This is a genomic window from Coleofasciculus sp. F4-SAH-05 (assembly GCF_040222985.1).
Taxonomy (GTDB): Bacteria; Cyanobacteriota; Cyanobacteriia; order Cyanobacteriales; family Coleofasciculaceae; genus Coleofasciculus; species Coleofasciculus chthonoplastes.
Genome location: NZ_JAVKBY010000044.1, coordinates 1 through 16394 on the forward strand (window position 1 = coordinate 1; position 16394 = coordinate 16394).

A 16394-nucleotide genomic window follows, 5' to 3' on the forward strand; every position below is an offset into this window, starting at 1 on the left:
CTCTGGAGTTATCTAAATTAGGCTCAATACTTGGTAGTTTTCTACGGGTGTTTGGTTTAAGTATTGCCGCAAGGATAGATAATTGTAAGGTGTGTCGCGGAACTAAGAATCCCCGCACTTATAGGGCGGGGAGTGTCAAACATACAACTGTTCTAACTGATAGGTCTAATTTCCCCCATCGGTAGCCGCATACGGAGCATACCTGACTGGTAGGTTCCCATCGGCTGATGACCCGGAAATCTCGACCATATTTATCAGCCTTGGACTCACACATTGTCCGGAATTCATACCAGCCAGCTTGACTGATTGCCCGTGAGAGTTTGCGGTTTTTGAGCATTCCCCCTACGTTGAGATCCTCTAACACTGTGACTTGGTTCTCGTTGACGACCTTAGAGGATAACTTGTGCAGGAAGTCCTTGCGCTTGTCCCTAATTCGGGCATTCAGTTTAGCCACCTTACGACGCATTTGCTCACGTCGCTTACTCCCTTTTTCTCGTTTAGCCAACCGTCTTTGGTAGCGTTTAAGCTTTCGGTACAGGTAGCCATAATCCGGACTATCGATCTTTTCCTTGTTGCTGCATGATGCAAATGTTTTCAGCCCTAGATCTATCCCGATTGATGGATATAGGGCGGGTTTAATTTCTGGCTGTACCTCTACCACGAAGCTTAAGAAGTATCTACCGCTAGCGTCTTTGATGGCGGTTACAGACGTGGGTTCAGAGGGCAAAGGACGTGACCATTTGACCTTTAGGTCGCCAATCTTGGCAAGATAGACTTTTTCTCCTTTGAGAGAAAAAGCACTTTTAGTGAAACGCGCCGATTGCCTGCTGGTCTTTTTCTTGAACCGAGGTCGCTTAAGTTTTTTACCTTTGCGCTTACCCTTTTTGGACGAGAAATAATTGCTAAATGCTATTCCTAAGTCCGCAATTGACTGCTGTAGTGGAGTAGCCGACACCAGTCCTAACCATTCCCGCTGGCTAGTCTTTTTGGCTTGCGTTATACAAATTTTCTGGAGTTCACTATTCTTGGGTAGCTTATCCGACCGTTTGCATAAGGCAAGTGCATCATTCCAGACAACTCTCACGCACCCAAATAATTGGGCTAATGCTATTCGCTGACCGGGAGTGGGATAAATCCTGTACTGGTATCTTGATTTCATGAATCGACCTCTCATGATTACCTAGTATTGTATACACTTATAAGGCGAGTGTCATTCGGAATATTTGACTGGCAAATAAATTTGCTGCCTAAGCGGTTCGCTCGGTTTCATCCCCCGATTAAAATACGGGGGCTTTCACCATCGCTTATCTGTAAGCCAGCCGCTTGGTTTATGTCGTTACCATAGAGAAGAAGAACTTAGAAACTTGAGCGCAAAAACTCTGCTGTAGCAGATTAATGGGAAAACCTGACACAGACTATGGGTAAAGTCAAAAATCCTCTCCCTTGGGTAATGGGATTCATCACAGCCAGCCTTCTTGTCGCGGGTGGTGCGGGATATTTTGTGATTGCGGCAAAACCAGACACAGTTGATCTTGATGAACTAACTGTGCCAGTGGATGTGCAGGATTTAGCCGTACAGATCACGGCAAATGGTACGGTACAACCAATTCAAACCGTTAACCTGAGTCCGAAAACGTCGGGTCGTTTGGTCAAGCTAGAAGTCGAACAAGGGGATCGGGTTGACGCGGGAGACGTGGTGGCGGTAATGGAACAAGAGGATGTTAAAGCTCGGTTTTTAGCCGTCAGAGCTGACCTAAAACAGGCACAAGCCCGTCTCGCTGAAGCCAAAGCAGGTCCTCGTCCAGAAGAAATTGAACAAGCCAAACAGCGATTTCAGCAAGCACAAGCCCGTTTAGCGGAAGCCCTCGTCGGTAATCCCAGAGAAATTGACCAAGCGGTTGCTCAAGCCCAAACTGCCAGTTCCCGCTTAGATTTAGCCACGGTACGAGTCCAACGGTATAAGTACTTAGTGGAAGAGGGAGTAGTATCTCAAGATCGGTTTCATGAGGCATTAACGGAAGCCCGTACCGCTGAAGCCCAGCTTGAGGAAGCCAAACAACGTCTAGCCCAAGTCCGTAATACTAAAAATACTGAGGAGCCAACTAGCCCAGAGATTGTTCAACTCAAAGCGGCGGTCAATGAAGCGGGTTTTGCGGTACAGGAATTGCTCAAAGGAACGCGCCAAGAAGAAATTGCTCAATTTGAAGCCGCGGTAGAAGCGGCGAAAGCCCAAACCCAAGCTGCCTACATCCAATTACAAGACACGATTATTCGGGCGCCTTTTCCGGGAATTATCACTCAGAAATATGCTACCGTTGGCGCATTTGTCACGCCGACAACCTCCGCATCGAGTACAGCTTCAGCCACCTCTACATCAATCGTGGCATTAGCCACCAAACAACTGGAAGTTCTGGCGGAGGTGCCTGAAGTTGATATTGGACAAATTCAAGAAAAACAACCTGTACAAGTAAAATCCGATGCGTTTACCGATCAGGTATTTCGAGGTCAGGTGAGACTGGTTGCTCCAGAAGCCGTTGTCCAGAATGATGTTACCTCCTTTCAAGTGCGAGTTGCCCTAGCACCCGAAGCGCAAAAGAAATTGCGATCTGGAATGAATGTTGACCTGACATTTTTAGGGAAACCCATTAGTAACGCTCTTGTTGTTCCTACGGTGGCGGTTGTGACTCAAGAGGGCGAAACTGGGGTTATGGTTCCTGATTTTGAAGATCAGCCTAAGTTTAAATCGGTCACAATTGGAGCCACGATTGATGATAAAACTCAGATTATCCGGGGATTGAGAGAAGGTGAAAAGGTTTTTATTGATTTACCTGAGAACTATAACCCGGAAGAAGAAGAGTAGGAGAAATGTGGAGAAGTTTAACGGTGACTAAGATCGCTAATTGCAAATCCGTCTTTGTCACCTCTTTTATCTCTTGGTCTTGCGAAGAACTCTCTCTAGGTAAACATTGTAGGGGCGACCCGCCATACCCAATCAACATTACCTAACCCTTAATTTTACCGGGTCGCCCCCCGCAGAGTATCGGTAATTATCTGACACCGTATTTAGACAGGGGCGAGTCGATATAGGTTAATTCTTACACCGCCTACGATGTGCAGCGACTCGCCCCTACAACCACGATAATCCTATAGTGACGAATGACCAATGACGAATGACCAATGACCAATGACGAATGACCAATGACCAATGACGAATGACGAATGACCAATGACCAATGACCAATGACCAATGACCAATGACCAATGGATATTGTAGAAAGCATTAAAATGGCGTCCACCACGCTGATGGCGAACAAGCTACGCAGTAGCTTAACCATGCTGGGCATCATTATTGGCAATGCCTCAGTGATCGCGATGGTGGGAATTGGACAGGGAGCGCAAAAGCTAGCCTCTGAACAGTTTGAGGCTCTCGGACCCAATGTTTTATTTGTTATTCCTGGCTCTCGTGAAGCACAACAGACAACGGTTGATTTTCCAAAAACATTGGTATGGGAAGACGCTCAGGCGATCGCGACTCAAGTTCCAGCCGTTGCCGAAGTTGCCCCACAAATTAATCTGAGATATTTAATTACCTACCGTAATCGCAATAGTAATTCATTGGTAACCGGAACAACTCCAGAATTTCTATCAGTTCGCAGCTTTAATGTTAAAAAAGGACGGTTTTTTACCGATATTGACATCAAACGCAATACCCAAGTTGCCGTTCTCGGTTCTGAAGTTGTCGAAAAACTATTTGGCTATCAAGATCCCATTGGTCAATCTGTGCGGATTAAAGATGTTAGCTTTGAAGTGATTGGGGTGATGGAACCCAAAGGAACGTTTTTAGGCAGCAATCAGGATGATGTGGTGTTTATCCCTCTGAGTACAATGGCGAATCGATTGCGGGGACGCACGTCTCCTTATGGAGTCGAAGTCAGTTGGATTTCGGTTTCGGCTAGGGATCGAGAGAGTATTAGTGCGGCGCAGTTCCAAATTGAAAACTTACTGCGGCGACGCCACAAGATTGTGGGTGAAGATGATTTTGGTGTTCAGACTCAGGAAGATATTTTGCAAATCGTCAATGCTGTTACAGGTGCATTAACGATAATGCTTGCCGCGATCGCAGCCATCTCCTTAATCGTTGGTGGTATTGGTGTGATGAACATTATGCTGGTATCAGTTAGGGAACGAACCCAGGAAATTGGACTGCGGAAAGCCATAGGTGCAAAAGAACAGGATATCCTGATTCAGTTTATGATTGAAGCCATTATTCTCTCCGCCGCCGGGGGGATAATTGGAACGGCAATTGGTGTTAGTGGTATTTTGCTTGTCGGTGCTTTCTCGCCGTTAAAAGCTGGAATTTCTCCCATTGCTATTCTCGTGGCTGTTGGCGTTTCTGGTGGAATTGGCTTATTCTTTGGCGTTGTCCCCGCCCGACAAGCAGCGAAACTTAACCCAATTGTGGCGTTGAGAAGTGCTTAGAGTGCCATGGCACGTCTGTCAATTTTAGGGGCGGGTTTAGCGACAATTTGTAGGGGTGGGTTTAGGAACGTAGGGGCGGGTTTAGGAACGTAGGGGCGGGTTTAGGAACTAAAGTCAGCTACTCAGAACTAACTGAACAACAAAACCCGCCCGACTTCACTAAAACAACTAAGGTGTAAACCGTTGATGTACCAAAACCAATGAGTAAATCTTTTTTAAAATCCCGCTGCTTTTGCTCAAACAACATATCTGTAGCCCCCCTATGCATCATCAAAATTCCTATAATGTTTGAGAGCCAGTAACCAACAGCGGTGAGCGGTAAGAAAAGGTCAGGAAAAATCCAACTGAATGAATAGGCAAAAAGATAGGCAATGGGCATATTAAAAAATAAGTCATTCCACCACGATAACGGTGAGAGCATATAACCAATTCCCATTAAACATCCACCTCTCAGTTTTTTCAGCATTGAATGTACCCGGTATATCTATAGCTTTGATGAAATATAATGATTATACAGCCAAAATACTATTTAGTAGGGCGGGTTTTGTTGTTTAGTTATCAGTGAATACATAATTGAGTTCCTAAACCCGCCCCTAAAATTGGCTTTTGTTGTTCCGTTATCAGTGGGTAGGGCGGGTTTTGTTGTTTAGTTATCGGTGAATATATAATTGAGTTCTTAAACCCGCCCCTACAATTGTATTCTTTATTAACCGTAGAGCTTTATGCACGACTCTATCAATTTTCCATCGTCGATTCATTCAACGTCAGTTGAAACACCCATCATTATTCGTCTAGAAAATATCTCTAAGGTTTATGGTACAGGGAACACAGAAGTCAAAGCCCTCAGCCAAGTGAATCTAACCATAAACAAAGGTGAATACTGCTCGATTATGGGGGCGTCGGGTTCCGGAAAATCAACCGTCATGAATGTTATCGGCTGTCTTGATCAACCCACCTCTGGACGCTATTACCTCGATGGTGTGGATGTTTCTCATCTCAATGATGCCCAATTAGCTGGGATTCGCAATGTCAAGATTGGTTTTGTGTTTCAGCAATTTCATCTTCTCCCCCAACTCACCGCCTTGGAAAATGTGATGTTACCCATGGTGTATGCTGGAATTTTCCCCCAAGAACGGCGCGATCGCGCGATGAGTGCGTTAAAGCGAGTGGGATTGGAAAATCGCCAGTTAAATAAGCCCAATCAACTGTCTGGCGGACAACAGCAACGGGTAGCCATTGCCCGCGCGATCGTCAATCAACCTGTATTACTGTTGGCAGATGAACCAACGGGGGCGCTGGATTCTCATACAACGGCTGAAGTCATTGGGTTATTCAGCCAACTCAATGAGGAGGGAATTACGGTGGTGATGGTGACTCACGAACCAGATGTTGCTCGTTTGACGAAACGTATTGTTTGGTTTCGGGATGGTGAAGTTATTCATTCTCATTTAACTCCAGAGGAAATGGTGCAAGTGGCAACAGCATAATCACTCAAAACTTAAGTGCCAACGGATATCGGTTTTGATTTACTGTTCCGCAAAAAACCCATAAAGTTTTGTACGAAAGATTGACTGAGTGTTTTGCTTTCCGATTCTTCGGTCAATTGCGCGGGTAAAGGTTCAACGGATTGAGTGGGTAGATTTCCCACGAATAACGGCACTTCTTCAGCTAAACCGACGGTAATCAGAGCAAAAGCAATTTGCTGCACTTTTTCTATCGGGAGTCGTAGTTCCCTGGCAATCATTTTCAGCGAAACTGTCCCTTTGGTGTACTCCCAAATCTGCCATTCGACTGGATCTAATCGGGAACGAAGTTGACCTGTCTTTGTACTGATTAAACCGCTATTGGGATCAGGTAATTTATCAGCTAAGGTATCCCAGTTTGGCCGCACCCGTAATCCCATTAATGTGGCTTCGGTGGCGGGTATGCTCAACCCCGTCATTTCTCGCCCCGGTAGAGGTACATTCTGCTCCAATTTAAATTGAGCATTTTTGAGTTGGAACAGGACACCAATTTGCTGTAAAACCTGAACTTGGAATAACTGCTTGAGATGTTCGGTTTGTAAAACACCGTGATTTTTGAGACACAACCCCAGAGGTTTTCCCGTCGGACAGCACCATTGGACTAACTTGGCGACTACGCGATCGCTCACCCACTGGTATTGCTCAATCAGTGCGATTAAACCTTGACCATCCAAGCGATTAGCCGTCGCGACAATACGACCTTGGTGAACCCATACATAATAGGGAATTGATGGGCTGGTTAATGCGGTGCGTAATGTGAGTAACCCGGTTTTTTTCCCTTGTTCAATCAAATGAAACAGTTCGGGAAGGGACAAGTCCGATAAGTAACCTCTAATAGCCATAGTTTTAAAAGGACAGTTTTAAGAACATCAGCGCAGACTTCAATCAGGCAGGACGTGTTAAAGCTTTAAAGGAAGTTAGCTGAATTTTAGATTTTCTTAATAATATTATAGCTTAACAATTATTTATATTAGCCGATAGTCTTAATTTTTTCAGCATGATCCTGTCACGTCAGCCGCAGAAGCAAGGACACCGAAGCCTACATGAAGCACCAACATCTGGCTAGCTTACTTCTATATATGAACAAAATGCTCACACGATCCATAATGATTTACAAAAATGGAATTTGCCTTCTGTTGCTTCCGGCGTTGGGAATAATTAAATATAGTGATGTAAATCTAGTTTTCTATAGAATTTATTTATTAGAAAGGAGTAAAAATTCCCAAACTCTTATGTTTTAACAACACAATTTAAATAATGTTCAATTAAGACAATTAGAGTATCAATAACTGAATCTTTTTCATTCGCATTTAAGGTAACGAAAGGCGGACGAGTTTTTTCATCCACAAACCCTAGAGCGATCGCGACATTTTCTTCAGACCAAGCGCCTTCACAATCCCTGTGGGTCAAGCCAATTAACATCGGAATATCTACCCGTTGCTTCATAAACGCCAGTAGCTTGCGGGCTGAGCGAAAATCGCTAGGTCGGTGAGCATCTACCAAAAGGATATAAGCATGGGCTTTGCGAATCAAGATATCCCACATAAAATCGAAGCGAGCTTGTCCGGGTGTACCATAGAGATGCAATGCCATTTCTGGGGCAAATTGTAAGCGTCCAAAGTCCATCGCTACGGTTGTTTTTTTCTTCATGTCAGTAGTTTGATCGGTTGAGAGTCGATCTGTATCAACTACAGCAATCTCGCTAACTGAGCGAATGAAGGTGGACTTACCAGCACCCACTGTACCCGTAACAACTAGACGCATAATTTCCACCGTTACTTGCTGCTCCTCAAGAAACCCAGCAAGTTTTGCATAAACGAAGAACTAACCTGAGAGCCATTATCCTCTTTACTGCCGTGATTGGTGCCAGCAGCTACAGGCTCTAACACATCTTCTGCCATTGCTTTAGAACGAGACGTCGCCGTCATCATTGGGACTTCTTGGACTAAACCCACGCTAATCAGTCGGAATGCCGTTTGTTGAATTATTTCTATGGGTTGTTTGAGCTGAGTTGCCATTGTGTTCAGAGAAATCGAGCCATTTGATCGCTGCCAAACTTGCCCTTCCACCGAATCCAAGCGCAGATGACGCTTGCCAATCACTACTCTCGACAGGGCGGAGGTTGGTTCTGGCAGTTTGTTTGCTAATAATACCCAGTCTCTTAACACTCGTAAACCCATTAACGTAGCTTCGGTGGCGCTGAGGCTTAAGCCAGTCATTTCCGTCGTGGGCAAAGTCGCTTTAGTATCAAATTTAAATCGAGCCTCTCTCAGCCGAAACAAACCACAGACTTGCCGTAGAACTTGAGCGTGGAACAACAGTCTGAGTTGTTCCGGCTGGAGAAACGATTGAGTCTTTAAATATAAACCAATCGGAATATTCGCTGGGCAACGGTTCACCTGCTCTCGCAACACTTCCGGGCTAATCCAGCCTCGTTGTACAATCATGGCGAGCAAGCACTGGTGATCCAAGCGATTGGTCACAGCGACAATGCGACCTTGATGTAATAGTACATGGCGTACTCGTTTCTCATGATTCTCCGTCTGAAACCGCAAGGTCAGCAATCCGGTTTTGCTGCCTTGATCCAGAAATTGAAATAGTTCAGGGAGAGAAAACTCCGACAAACAGCTTGTAATTGCCATTACTTGTTCACTACTTGCTAAAAACTTGTCAAAAAATAGGCAAACTCTAGACTTATTGTCTTAGGTTTACAATTCCAATTGAAGAATAATCAATTTTTTGTTACTTATCTTAGATAAATCATAAATATCTTTATGATCTATAGTAATCGTGTTATCCTAACCTTGGCAACATCAGTCAGAGCGCCAAAGCAACAGTCAGGACAAGTTTACACTGCCTGATTCAAGATTGGGTGTCGGTTCTCAGGATTCTTTCAAATTCAAGACTTACCTGTGAGCGGCGCTTTAGCTTACCTTACCGACTTGATAGAGCTATGGGGATTAAATCTCTATCTTGTATTTGAGCTTAAACTCAAGCCCACACTGCATTCTGGGCAAACTCACTCTTCGGCAGTGTAAGAGAGTATCCCACCTCGTCACAGCCATGATAGAGGTAGGAGAGCAATTGTGGTTTTTGTCGTGGTCATCAATTATTCAGCGACCTGTGATTGAGTGTCATAAGCTCCTGATATTTTCCGGATTGGATCAAGCGCCGCCTTCAACTCTGGAATCACACGCTTAATTTCCAGTAACAGTACACCTTGTTTCGCCGCTTTGCTGGCTAAAACCAGTAATACCGCATATTCGCCGCAATTGGTTAAAATGCCGTAGCCGCGATCGCCTTCCACGTAGATGCGATCAAGAAAGCCTCGGGACAATTCTGAGCCAATCCGCTCTCCCAACGACAGCATCGCGGCTGACATGGCGGAAACTCGTTCTTCATCCATCTCATTGGGCAAGCTTGAAGCTAAGGGTAGCCCGTCTGGAGACACCAAAGCTGCTCCCTGAACCTCACTGGTGCCCGTCACAAAATTTTGCAAAATGTTCTCAATCTTCGCCGTGTTAATGGTCATTGTCATCATCCTCGATAAGTCCGGGTTTGAGCTGGTGAGACAGTCAAAGGGTATGAATACCACTAAATCCATCCATTATCCAAGTATCCAACTCTATCTCACAATCGAACTTATCACGGACGTTTTCGGATTAGGGGAACTGGGGAAGATGAGGGAGTTGGGGGAGCTGAGGGAGATGAGGGAGCTGGGGAAGAAAAACTATCTTAACCTGAATGGCACTGAAAATTTGCATTTTTGACTCGCCGAAACCCTTGATATACCGTAGTGGAGTGGCACACCTTAATTGGTGGATTAGAATTTTCTGGGCGCACGGCGTGCGCCCAGAAAATCGCCAAAATCTATCCTACAATTTTAGCTGTGTCAGTCCAGTAGGGTGGGTACTGCCCACCAGCATACCAGTCAGTACCATTCATCCTCACCTTTATAGCTACAGCTATAACTCAAAACTCAACACTGAGTCAGGGCGGGTTTTGTAGAAACGTTACCATCAATAGCCACATATAAAGTCCCTAAACCCGCCCCTACTTTCCTCAAAACTCAAAACTTCCCCACTTCCTGGAAAACCTATAAACTGGGGGTTTTTCCGGTTTCTTCCTGGCTAGGAACGGGTTGAACGATACTGTAACCCATATCACCAGCAACTTGGCGCAGTAGAGAGATTTGCCCCTCGAAATCTAGATTTTCGATTTGGGATAGAATCGAATTCACCTGTGACTGGGCTTTGTAGTTTAAGGGCATATCGACAACCGTATCACCCATTCCTTGCGCCCAACCATACCAGACTAACAATTGGTTATTTTCACTCAATGCCCCATACGCCCGTGATACTTGGGTATCTTCACGATTCACGATTTCTCGCATCGCGGCTAGTTGCTGATCATCCGAAAGGTTGTAGAAGTCTCGCAGCAGTTGGGGGAAGATTTCCGCATCAGCCGCCGTGGGTGCCGCCGGTGTGATCGAATCGCCCATTTTTTCGTAGATGTAGTAAAGTAACGCTAGTTTGTCATCTGTACCCAAGCCATCAAATGATTGGGCTACGTTCTTTGTCTGCTCAGAGCGGGCTGGAGTTACACCAGTCGGTTGAGTAGAAGCCATATAGTTTTTTTTCTCTAATACAACAAAATATCTCTACTCTTATGTTTACCAAACTTTACAAACAGGGGTCGCCCTCCGATCGGTAGAGTTTGCTTAGGCTCTGTGGTGCGATCGGCATCTTCCTCTATTCAGAGACGATGAAGTTGGTGGGAAGACAGAGACAATGATTGCCAAATGCAGGATAATGGGCAAAGTTTTCACGTTTTGTTACCTTAGACCTTCCTCCCTGTCAAAGCACTTATTTTTTCATCGGCTATGCGGACTCATTATTGCGGCGAATTGCGAAGTAACCATGTTGGTGAAACCGTTACCCTTTGTGGTTGGGTAGATCGGCGACGTGACCACGGGGGGGTGATATTTTTAGATTTGCGCGATCGCACGGGTATTGTGCAAATTGTTAGTGATCCTCAGCGCACGCCGGATTCTTATCCGAATGCAGAAGCCGTGCGGAATGAATATGTGGTGCAAATTACCGGGCGTGTGAGTCGGCGTCCCGATGATTCGCTCAACCCGAATTTATCCACGGGTGAAGTCGAAGTGTATGCGGATCAGATTACACCGTTAAATACGGTGCGGAAGCAGTTACCGTTTCAGGTGTCCACCGCCGACGCCGAAGCCGTGCGGGAAGAATTACGCCTCAAATATCGGTATCTGGATATTCGCCGCGATCGCATGCGCCAAAATATAGAATTGCGCCATGAGGTGATTAAGGCGATTCGTCGGTATTTAGAAGATGAGCAACACTTCATTGAGGTGGAAACCCCAATGTTAACCCGTTCCACACCGGAAGGGGCGAGAGACTATTTGGTGCCGTCTCGCGTGAATCCTGGACAATGGTATGCCTTACCACAATCCCCGCAATTATTCAAGCAATTGTTGATGGTTGCTGGATTAGACCGTTACTATCAGATTGCCCGTTGCTTCCGGGATGAAGATTTAAGGGCAGATCGTCAGCCAGAGTTTACCCAGTTGGACATGGAAATGAGTTTCATGTCCCAGGATGAGATTCTCCAGCTTAATGAAGGCTTGGTTTGTCATATCTTTAAAACCGTAAAAGGGATAGACATTCCCCGCCCCTTTCCCCGTTTCACCTACGCCGAAGTCATGGAACGCTACGGTACGGATAAACCTGATACCCGCTTTGGCTTAGAACTGGTGGATGTCTCGGAATTGTTGAAAGACTCAGGATTTAAAGTCTTTTCCGGTGCAGTCGCGGCTGGGGGTAAAGTAAAAGTTCTGCCCATTCCTGGCGGTAACGACAAAATTTCCAACGTGCGGATTAAACCGGGTAAGAGTGGTGACTTGTTTAACGAAGCCACCGCCGCAGGTGCTAAGGGTTTGGCTTATATTCGGGTACGAGACAACTGGGAAATCGACACGATTGGGGCAATTAAAGATAATCTCAGTGAGGAACAGAAACAGAAATTACTAGAGATGACAGGGGCTAAACCTGGTCATTTACTCCTGTTTGGTGCGGGTACTACCGATGTGGTAAATAAAACCTTGGATCGCCTGCGTCAGGTATTAGGGCGGGAGTTGGGACTAATTAACCCGACAAAAATTAATTTACTCTGGGTGACAGATTATCCGATGTTTGAATGGAATGCGGATGAGAAGCGCTTAGAGGCAATTCATCACCCCTTTACCGCCCCTCACCCTGATGATATTGATGATTTGAAAACAGCAAGGGCGCAAGCCTATGACTTAGTGTATAACGGCTATGAAGTCGGCGGGGGCAGTTTGCGGATGTACCAACCTGATATTCAGAAACGGGTATTTGAGGCAATTGGATTGTCGCCAGAAGAGGCTCAAAATAAGTTTGGTTTCTTGCTAGAAGCTTTTGATTATGGCGCACCCCCTCATGGCGGAATTGCTTATGGCTTAGATCGGTTGGTTATGTTGTTAGCTGGGGAAGAGTCAATTCGGGATGTGATTGCGTTTCCCAAAACACAACAAGCCAGTTGTTTGTTAACGGAAGCACCCGCCCAGGTGGGAGATAAGCAGTTGAAAGAATTGCACGTTGCTTCTACCTATAAGCCGAAGAAACCGTCTGGGGTAAAGTAGGTAGTTCGTGTTGGCAATATTGTAGAGACGTTGCATGCAACGTCTCTACATCTTCATTTTATTTCCTGCATAATGCTGTACAGAAGAGGACACGGCAATGCCGTGTCCCTACCATAACAAGCGAGATAATGGATTGGGTAGGGGCACGATACCATCGTGCCCTCCAAGCTTGTGGTGTAAATCATTCAAGTTTCATTTATTCTAAACATCGCGCCCCGTAGAAGGGTGAATCAAAAACCTTGTCAGGTGTTCATTTTGGAGCCAGAGGAAAGGGAAAGCAATCGCGCCTTGACATGGGTCAACAAAACTTGCATAAGCCAGCCGATAAAGAATGGACTTGACAATCCTCTTTTCCCCTCGGAGCATCAAGTAAAGTTTGATGTCGATTTAGAGGCGCGATCGCCTTTTTCTTGTACTGTCGTGGAAAATCTTTCTCAGAAAGACTTATTCCCCGAAAACTGACGCAGAAATTGGGAACGGATCAGCTTTGGCAGGCAACTGAGATGGCATTATGTATAAACCGTTACAAAAAACATTCCGATTGGACTCTCTCAACGGTACAGAAAAAGGGTAAGAGTCCATCGAAACTGGGGCATTTTTCGATTCAACCTAAGCCCAACCCGACATCTGCCCCACCTCAAGAAATACGGGAGTATTCCAGAGATTCGGTTATATGCAACGTCTCTACTTTATCTGTAGTACAGTTCACGGTTAACTTCGTTTAATATATTTCTATGACAGTATTTATGATCTGCGTCTTAGGAGGAAAGGATGCGACTGGAGTATCGGCTTACCCTCAATGAATATCTTGCAACCAAATATCTTAGACTGGATTTTGTTCGGGAGCGTTCGGAGCAAATTTCGTACAACTTATCAACCAGTCCTCCTCTGATAAATCTTGATTAATTGTCTTTAAGTATTCTCGAAACTGCTTAGAATCATGGTAAGTTGCACCATCCCAAAATATCGATAATTTTTTCCCGGGTCGTTTCCTTTGTAAATACTCGATGAAATCGATTGTATTTTCGCTGTTTCCACTTTTATATTCTTTGACAAAGCTCTCTTGATTTCTTTTGACTCTTTTGTTTCCTTGATAAAATCCGCTAGTTCATCTATAATGTTCATTTGTGTTTTTTCTAGGGGGTTATTATTACTATTATATCTGTTGCGACCTATTTAGGGCTGCTATATTTTGACCAACCCGCCTATTTCCAAGAAATTATATCGTTGGCAAATCTCAGGTCATTATAAAAACGACCCCCGTATGCATCAGTGTGTAACTGTTGATTTAGACGAAAACACTATTCAAGTTACTTCAGCAGATGCAACAGCTCAATATCAATGGAAAGGCTTTGATTATTTCATAGAAGCAGATAATGTGTTTAATCTTTACATATCTAAAAGAATTTTCTTTATGATTCCTAAACGGGGGTTTAGCAATAGCGAACAACTCGATAGTTTTAGAAATATAGTCCTTGAAGAAATTGACAACGAGCCTAATTTTTTTAGGAATTAACCCAGAATATGTTAATGTTTGGCATAGCCGAGTTATTATTCTGGAGAGTTTAAAAAGGGACGAAGACACACAGGCTGATCTTTGCTTCAATCATCTGATTGTTACGGGTCTTCCGTACTTAGTGTGCTAAATTGTTAGTTTGATTAGTCCGAAGATTGAACAGTAAGAGCTTTAGCCATTTCTTCCCATATTTCAAGTCGTTTTGATGGACTTAGGCGCTACAGTCTACAGGGCGATCGCGAAACCTACCGCAGGCGATCGCTAATCCTGTCGGGTGCATCACTACTCTACAATAAGGGGAGAATGAAAAATACCAAGAGTCCAATAAAATGGTTCAAATTATTCTAAATTTTTCTGAGGAAATATTGTCGGCACGGCGTAAGTCTCCCCAGGAGTTTGGGGAGGAGATGCGTTTGGCAGCGGCGATTTTTTGGTATCAGCAGGGGGAAGTGTCTCAGGAGAAAGCGGCGCAGATAGCTGGGTTAAATCGTCGGGATTTTCTGGAAGTTTTGGCTCGGCATAAAATTGATGTTTTTCAGGTAGATTTTGATGATTTGGAGCAGGAATTAGAGCGTGCCTAGCTTGACGGTAATTAATACTTCGCCACTGATTTTTTTGAGTAAGGGTGGGTATCTTGAGTTGTTGCAGGTTCAACTACGGTAACATTTACTAAATTGGGCGCAAGCCTTGCGCCCCTACACGCCCCTACAATTTATGCACGCAAGCCTAATCCATTCAATTAGATGTGCCACGCTACTACATCTTTCCGGCGGGGATGCATCAAAACGGATGACAAAGGACGGAGGAAAAATGACAAATGACTTACAATTCCTCTTTGATGGGAGAAATAGGCAAATACTTCTCAATTATCTCGCCTAAGCCTAACCCCAAGCAACCAAACCCCATGCCCAACATGATAATACTTAACTCCGCACTGTTAAAAAAGGCAGCGTCCGGTTTTAACAGGGTCAATATTAGCATTGCCACTGCCGACAAAGCACTGATAATTAATGCCAATCGCACACTACTCGCGGCAAACCTATAGCCTCCGGTTTCAGCGACGAGGTAAGCTGCAAAAGGAACCCAAACAGTCGCCACATATACAGCATAAAACAAGACAATGAGACTGATAATTGAACCACCCTTTAACGCGACAGCTAGTCCCAATCCTGTATTGATAATGGCAACGAGTAGCCGATTCAGTTGAGAATCGGGAATCAACTCAAAGTCTAAAACCACCTTCGTCTGCACCCGCAAAATACTACTCCCGACGCCTAAAGCGGGTACAATTAACGATAAAATCAACAACTGTCCCCCCAAGTGATTAGCGCCTCCACCCAGCCATAGTAAAATCCAAGGAATGATTGCTTTGCCATCAATATCGGTGGGTAAAATCCCAGCCGTTTGGCTAGCAATTACTACAGCAGACGGTAATAACGCCAGAAACAGGAATAAGATAGCCGCTAAGACACAACCAATATAGAGGTTGCGTACATCCCTGGCTTGCACGACAAATTGGTGATATTTCATATCAATTAATACCAGCAATACTGTCGATAAGGAAATGCCGAGTAAAGAAGGAGGACTCATCTGCTGTAGTGCGGGGATGAAATCCACTGGGGCGTGTAAATAGAGGGGAACAGCGTGCAGTTTCGCGATCGCGTACAATAATGCCAGGATATTGAATCCCAGTAATCCCCGGAACAACCAACTGGCTTTCTCTATTGGGAGTATAGAAGAAAGCAGAAAAACCAAGGCTAAGCCTAGCATACTGGGATGCACGGGTAAATCCAAAACGTTGAGGATAAATGCGCCCGCAATAATTTGCACCGCAAAAATCCCAACTAGCGATAACCAGGACATGGTTCCCACCAGCACTTTGACGGGATGTCCGTAGCGGTTCCCCAGTAGCGTCCAGATTGGTTCAATTGACCGCCAATAGAATCGGGCAAATCCCAGGAGAATAAGGGTTCCTAGGGCAATGGAAATCGGATAGAGGCTACCCGCCCAACCCAAGGTCAAGGCTTTTTCGGCGGTTCCGAGAACAAATCCCAAACCATAATGTGCCGACACCAGCAAAGCCGCGAGGGAAAAGAATCCGAGTTGTCGAGTTTCAGTGTGATTCACAGATGATAATCAAGTAAAGAAACTGTGAAGGTCATATCTTAAGTTTGCAATTTAATCC

General features: G+C 44.9%; 17 protein-coding genes and 1 pseudogene. 8 read left to right on the plus strand and 10 right to left on the minus strand.

Features of this window, described 5'->3' with window-relative positions:
* Positions 1–118: 118 nt before the first annotated feature.
* Complete coding sequence (locus tag RIG27_RS04640; protein ID WP_446342894.1) at positions 119–1159, minus strand: RNA-guided endonuclease InsQ/TnpB family protein; 1041 nt, start codon at positions 1157–1159, stop codon at positions 119–121.
* Between the two features lie 258 nt (positions 1160–1417).
* Between RIG27_RS04640 and RIG27_RS04645 the strand changes: the two genes are divergently transcribed.
* Positions 1418–2860, plus strand: a complete 1443-nt coding sequence (locus RIG27_RS04645) for an HlyD family secretion protein (RefSeq protein WP_446342896.1) — start codon at positions 1418–1420, stop codon at positions 2858–2860.
* Positions 2861–3104: 244 nt separating this feature from the next.
* On the opposite strand, the gene RIG27_RS04650 is transcribed toward RIG27_RS04645, so the two are convergent.
* Positions 3105–3281 carry a hypothetical protein gene (locus RIG27_RS04650; RefSeq protein WP_446342898.1) on the minus strand — a complete coding sequence of 59 codons (177 nt, stop codon included), beginning with the start codon at positions 3279–3281 and terminating at the stop codon, positions 3105–3107.
* On the opposite strand from RIG27_RS04650, the gene RIG27_RS04655 reads away from it, so the two are divergent.
* Complete coding sequence (locus RIG27_RS04655; protein WP_446341196.1) at positions 3262–4479, plus strand: ABC transporter permease; 1218 nt, start codon at positions 3262–3264, stop codon at positions 4477–4479. The genes RIG27_RS04650 and RIG27_RS04655 overlap by 20 nt on opposite strands.
* A 118-nt stretch (positions 4480–4597) precedes the next feature.
* Here RIG27_RS04655 and RIG27_RS04660 read toward each other — a convergent pair whose 3' ends face one another.
* Positions 4598–4945: a hypothetical protein gene (locus RIG27_RS04660; protein WP_446342900.1), complete on the minus strand. Its 348-nt coding sequence runs from the start codon at positions 4943–4945 to the stop codon at positions 4598–4600.
* Between the two features lie 256 nt (positions 4946–5201).
* On the opposite strand from RIG27_RS04660, the gene RIG27_RS04665 reads away from it, so the two are divergent.
* Positions 5202–5966, plus strand: a complete 765-nt coding sequence (locus RIG27_RS04665) for an ABC transporter ATP-binding protein (RefSeq protein ID WP_446341194.1) — start codon at positions 5202–5204, stop codon at positions 5964–5966.
* A gap of 11 nt (positions 5967–5977) precedes the next feature.
* Here the strand turns inward: RIG27_RS04665 and RIG27_RS04670 are convergent, their stop codons facing one another.
* The 4 genes from RIG27_RS04670 to RIG27_RS04685 all read right to left on the minus strand — a co-directional run bounded on the left by RIG27_RS04670 (position 5978) and on the right by RIG27_RS04685 (position 9534).
* On the minus strand, positions 5978–6844 hold the full coding sequence (locus tag RIG27_RS04670) for a DUF4388 domain-containing protein (RefSeq protein ID WP_446342902.1): 867 nt from the start codon (positions 6842–6844) through the stop codon (positions 5978–5980).
* Positions 6845–7232: 388 nt separating this feature from the next.
* Entirely contained in the window at positions 7233–7766 is a 534-nt protein-coding gene (locus RIG27_RS04675) for a GTP-binding protein (protein WP_446341192.1), read from the minus strand.
* A gap of 11 nt (positions 7767–7777) precedes the next feature.
* Positions 7778–8644 carry a DUF4388 domain-containing protein gene (locus RIG27_RS04680; RefSeq protein ID WP_446341191.1) on the minus strand — a complete coding sequence of 289 codons (867 nt, stop codon included), beginning with the start codon at positions 8642–8644 and terminating at the stop codon, positions 7778–7780.
* Between the two features lie 467 nt (positions 8645–9111).
* Entirely contained in the window at positions 9112–9534 is a 423-nt protein-coding gene (locus tag RIG27_RS04685) for a roadblock/LC7 domain-containing protein (protein ID WP_446341190.1), read from the minus strand.
* A gap of 212 nt (positions 9535–9746) precedes the next feature.
* Here RIG27_RS04685 and RIG27_RS04690 point away from each other — a divergent pair, with 212 nt between their 5' ends.
* Positions 9747–10010, plus strand: a complete 264-nt coding sequence (locus RIG27_RS04690) for a hypothetical protein (RefSeq protein WP_446342905.1) — start codon at positions 9747–9749, stop codon at positions 10008–10010.
* An 88-nt stretch (positions 10011–10098) separates the two neighbouring features.
* Here RIG27_RS04690 and RIG27_RS04695 read toward each other — a convergent pair whose 3' ends face one another.
* Positions 10099–10629 (minus strand): orange carotenoid protein N-terminal domain-containing protein, encoded by a 531-nt coding sequence (locus RIG27_RS04695; RefSeq protein ID WP_446342907.1) that lies wholly within the window; start codon positions 10627–10629, stop codon positions 10099–10101.
* A gap of 255 nt (positions 10630–10884) precedes the next feature.
* Between RIG27_RS04695 and aspS the strand changes: the two genes are divergently transcribed.
* Positions 10885–12693 carry an aspartate--tRNA ligase gene (gene aspS, locus RIG27_RS04700; protein ID WP_446342909.1) on the plus strand — a complete coding sequence of 603 codons (1809 nt, stop codon included), beginning with the start codon at positions 10885–10887 and terminating at the stop codon, positions 12691–12693.
* Positions 12694–12918: 225 nt separating this feature from the next.
* Positions 12919–13155: a hypothetical protein gene (locus RIG27_RS04705; protein ID WP_446342911.1), complete on the plus strand. Its 237-nt coding sequence runs from the start codon at positions 12919–12921 to the stop codon at positions 13153–13155.
* A 364-nt stretch (positions 13156–13519) separates the two neighbouring features.
* Here the strand turns inward: RIG27_RS04705 and RIG27_RS04710 are convergent.
* Positions 13520–13750: pseudogene (locus RIG27_RS04710) on the minus strand (IS630 family transposase); the annotation flags it as partial.
* Positions 13751–13885: 135 nt separating this feature from the next.
* On the opposite strand from RIG27_RS04710, the gene RIG27_RS04715 reads away from it, so the two are divergent.
* The gene (locus tag RIG27_RS04715) at positions 13886–14209 is read left to right on the plus strand and encodes a YcxB family protein (RefSeq protein ID WP_446342913.1); all 324 of its coding nucleotides are present in this window, start codon (positions 13886–13888) and stop codon (positions 14207–14209) included.
* Between the two features lie 329 nt (positions 14210–14538).
* Positions 14539–14790: a UPF0175 family protein gene (locus RIG27_RS04720; protein WP_446342915.1), complete on the plus strand. Its 252-nt coding sequence runs from the start codon at positions 14539–14541 to the stop codon at positions 14788–14790.
* A gap of 241 nt (positions 14791–15031) precedes the next feature.
* Here the strand turns inward: RIG27_RS04720 and RIG27_RS04725 are convergent, their stop codons facing one another.
* On the minus strand, positions 15032–16336 hold the full coding sequence (locus RIG27_RS04725) for a hypothetical protein (RefSeq protein ID WP_446342917.1): 1305 nt from the start codon (positions 16334–16336) through the stop codon (positions 15032–15034).
* Positions 16337–16394: the final 58 nt, after the last annotated feature.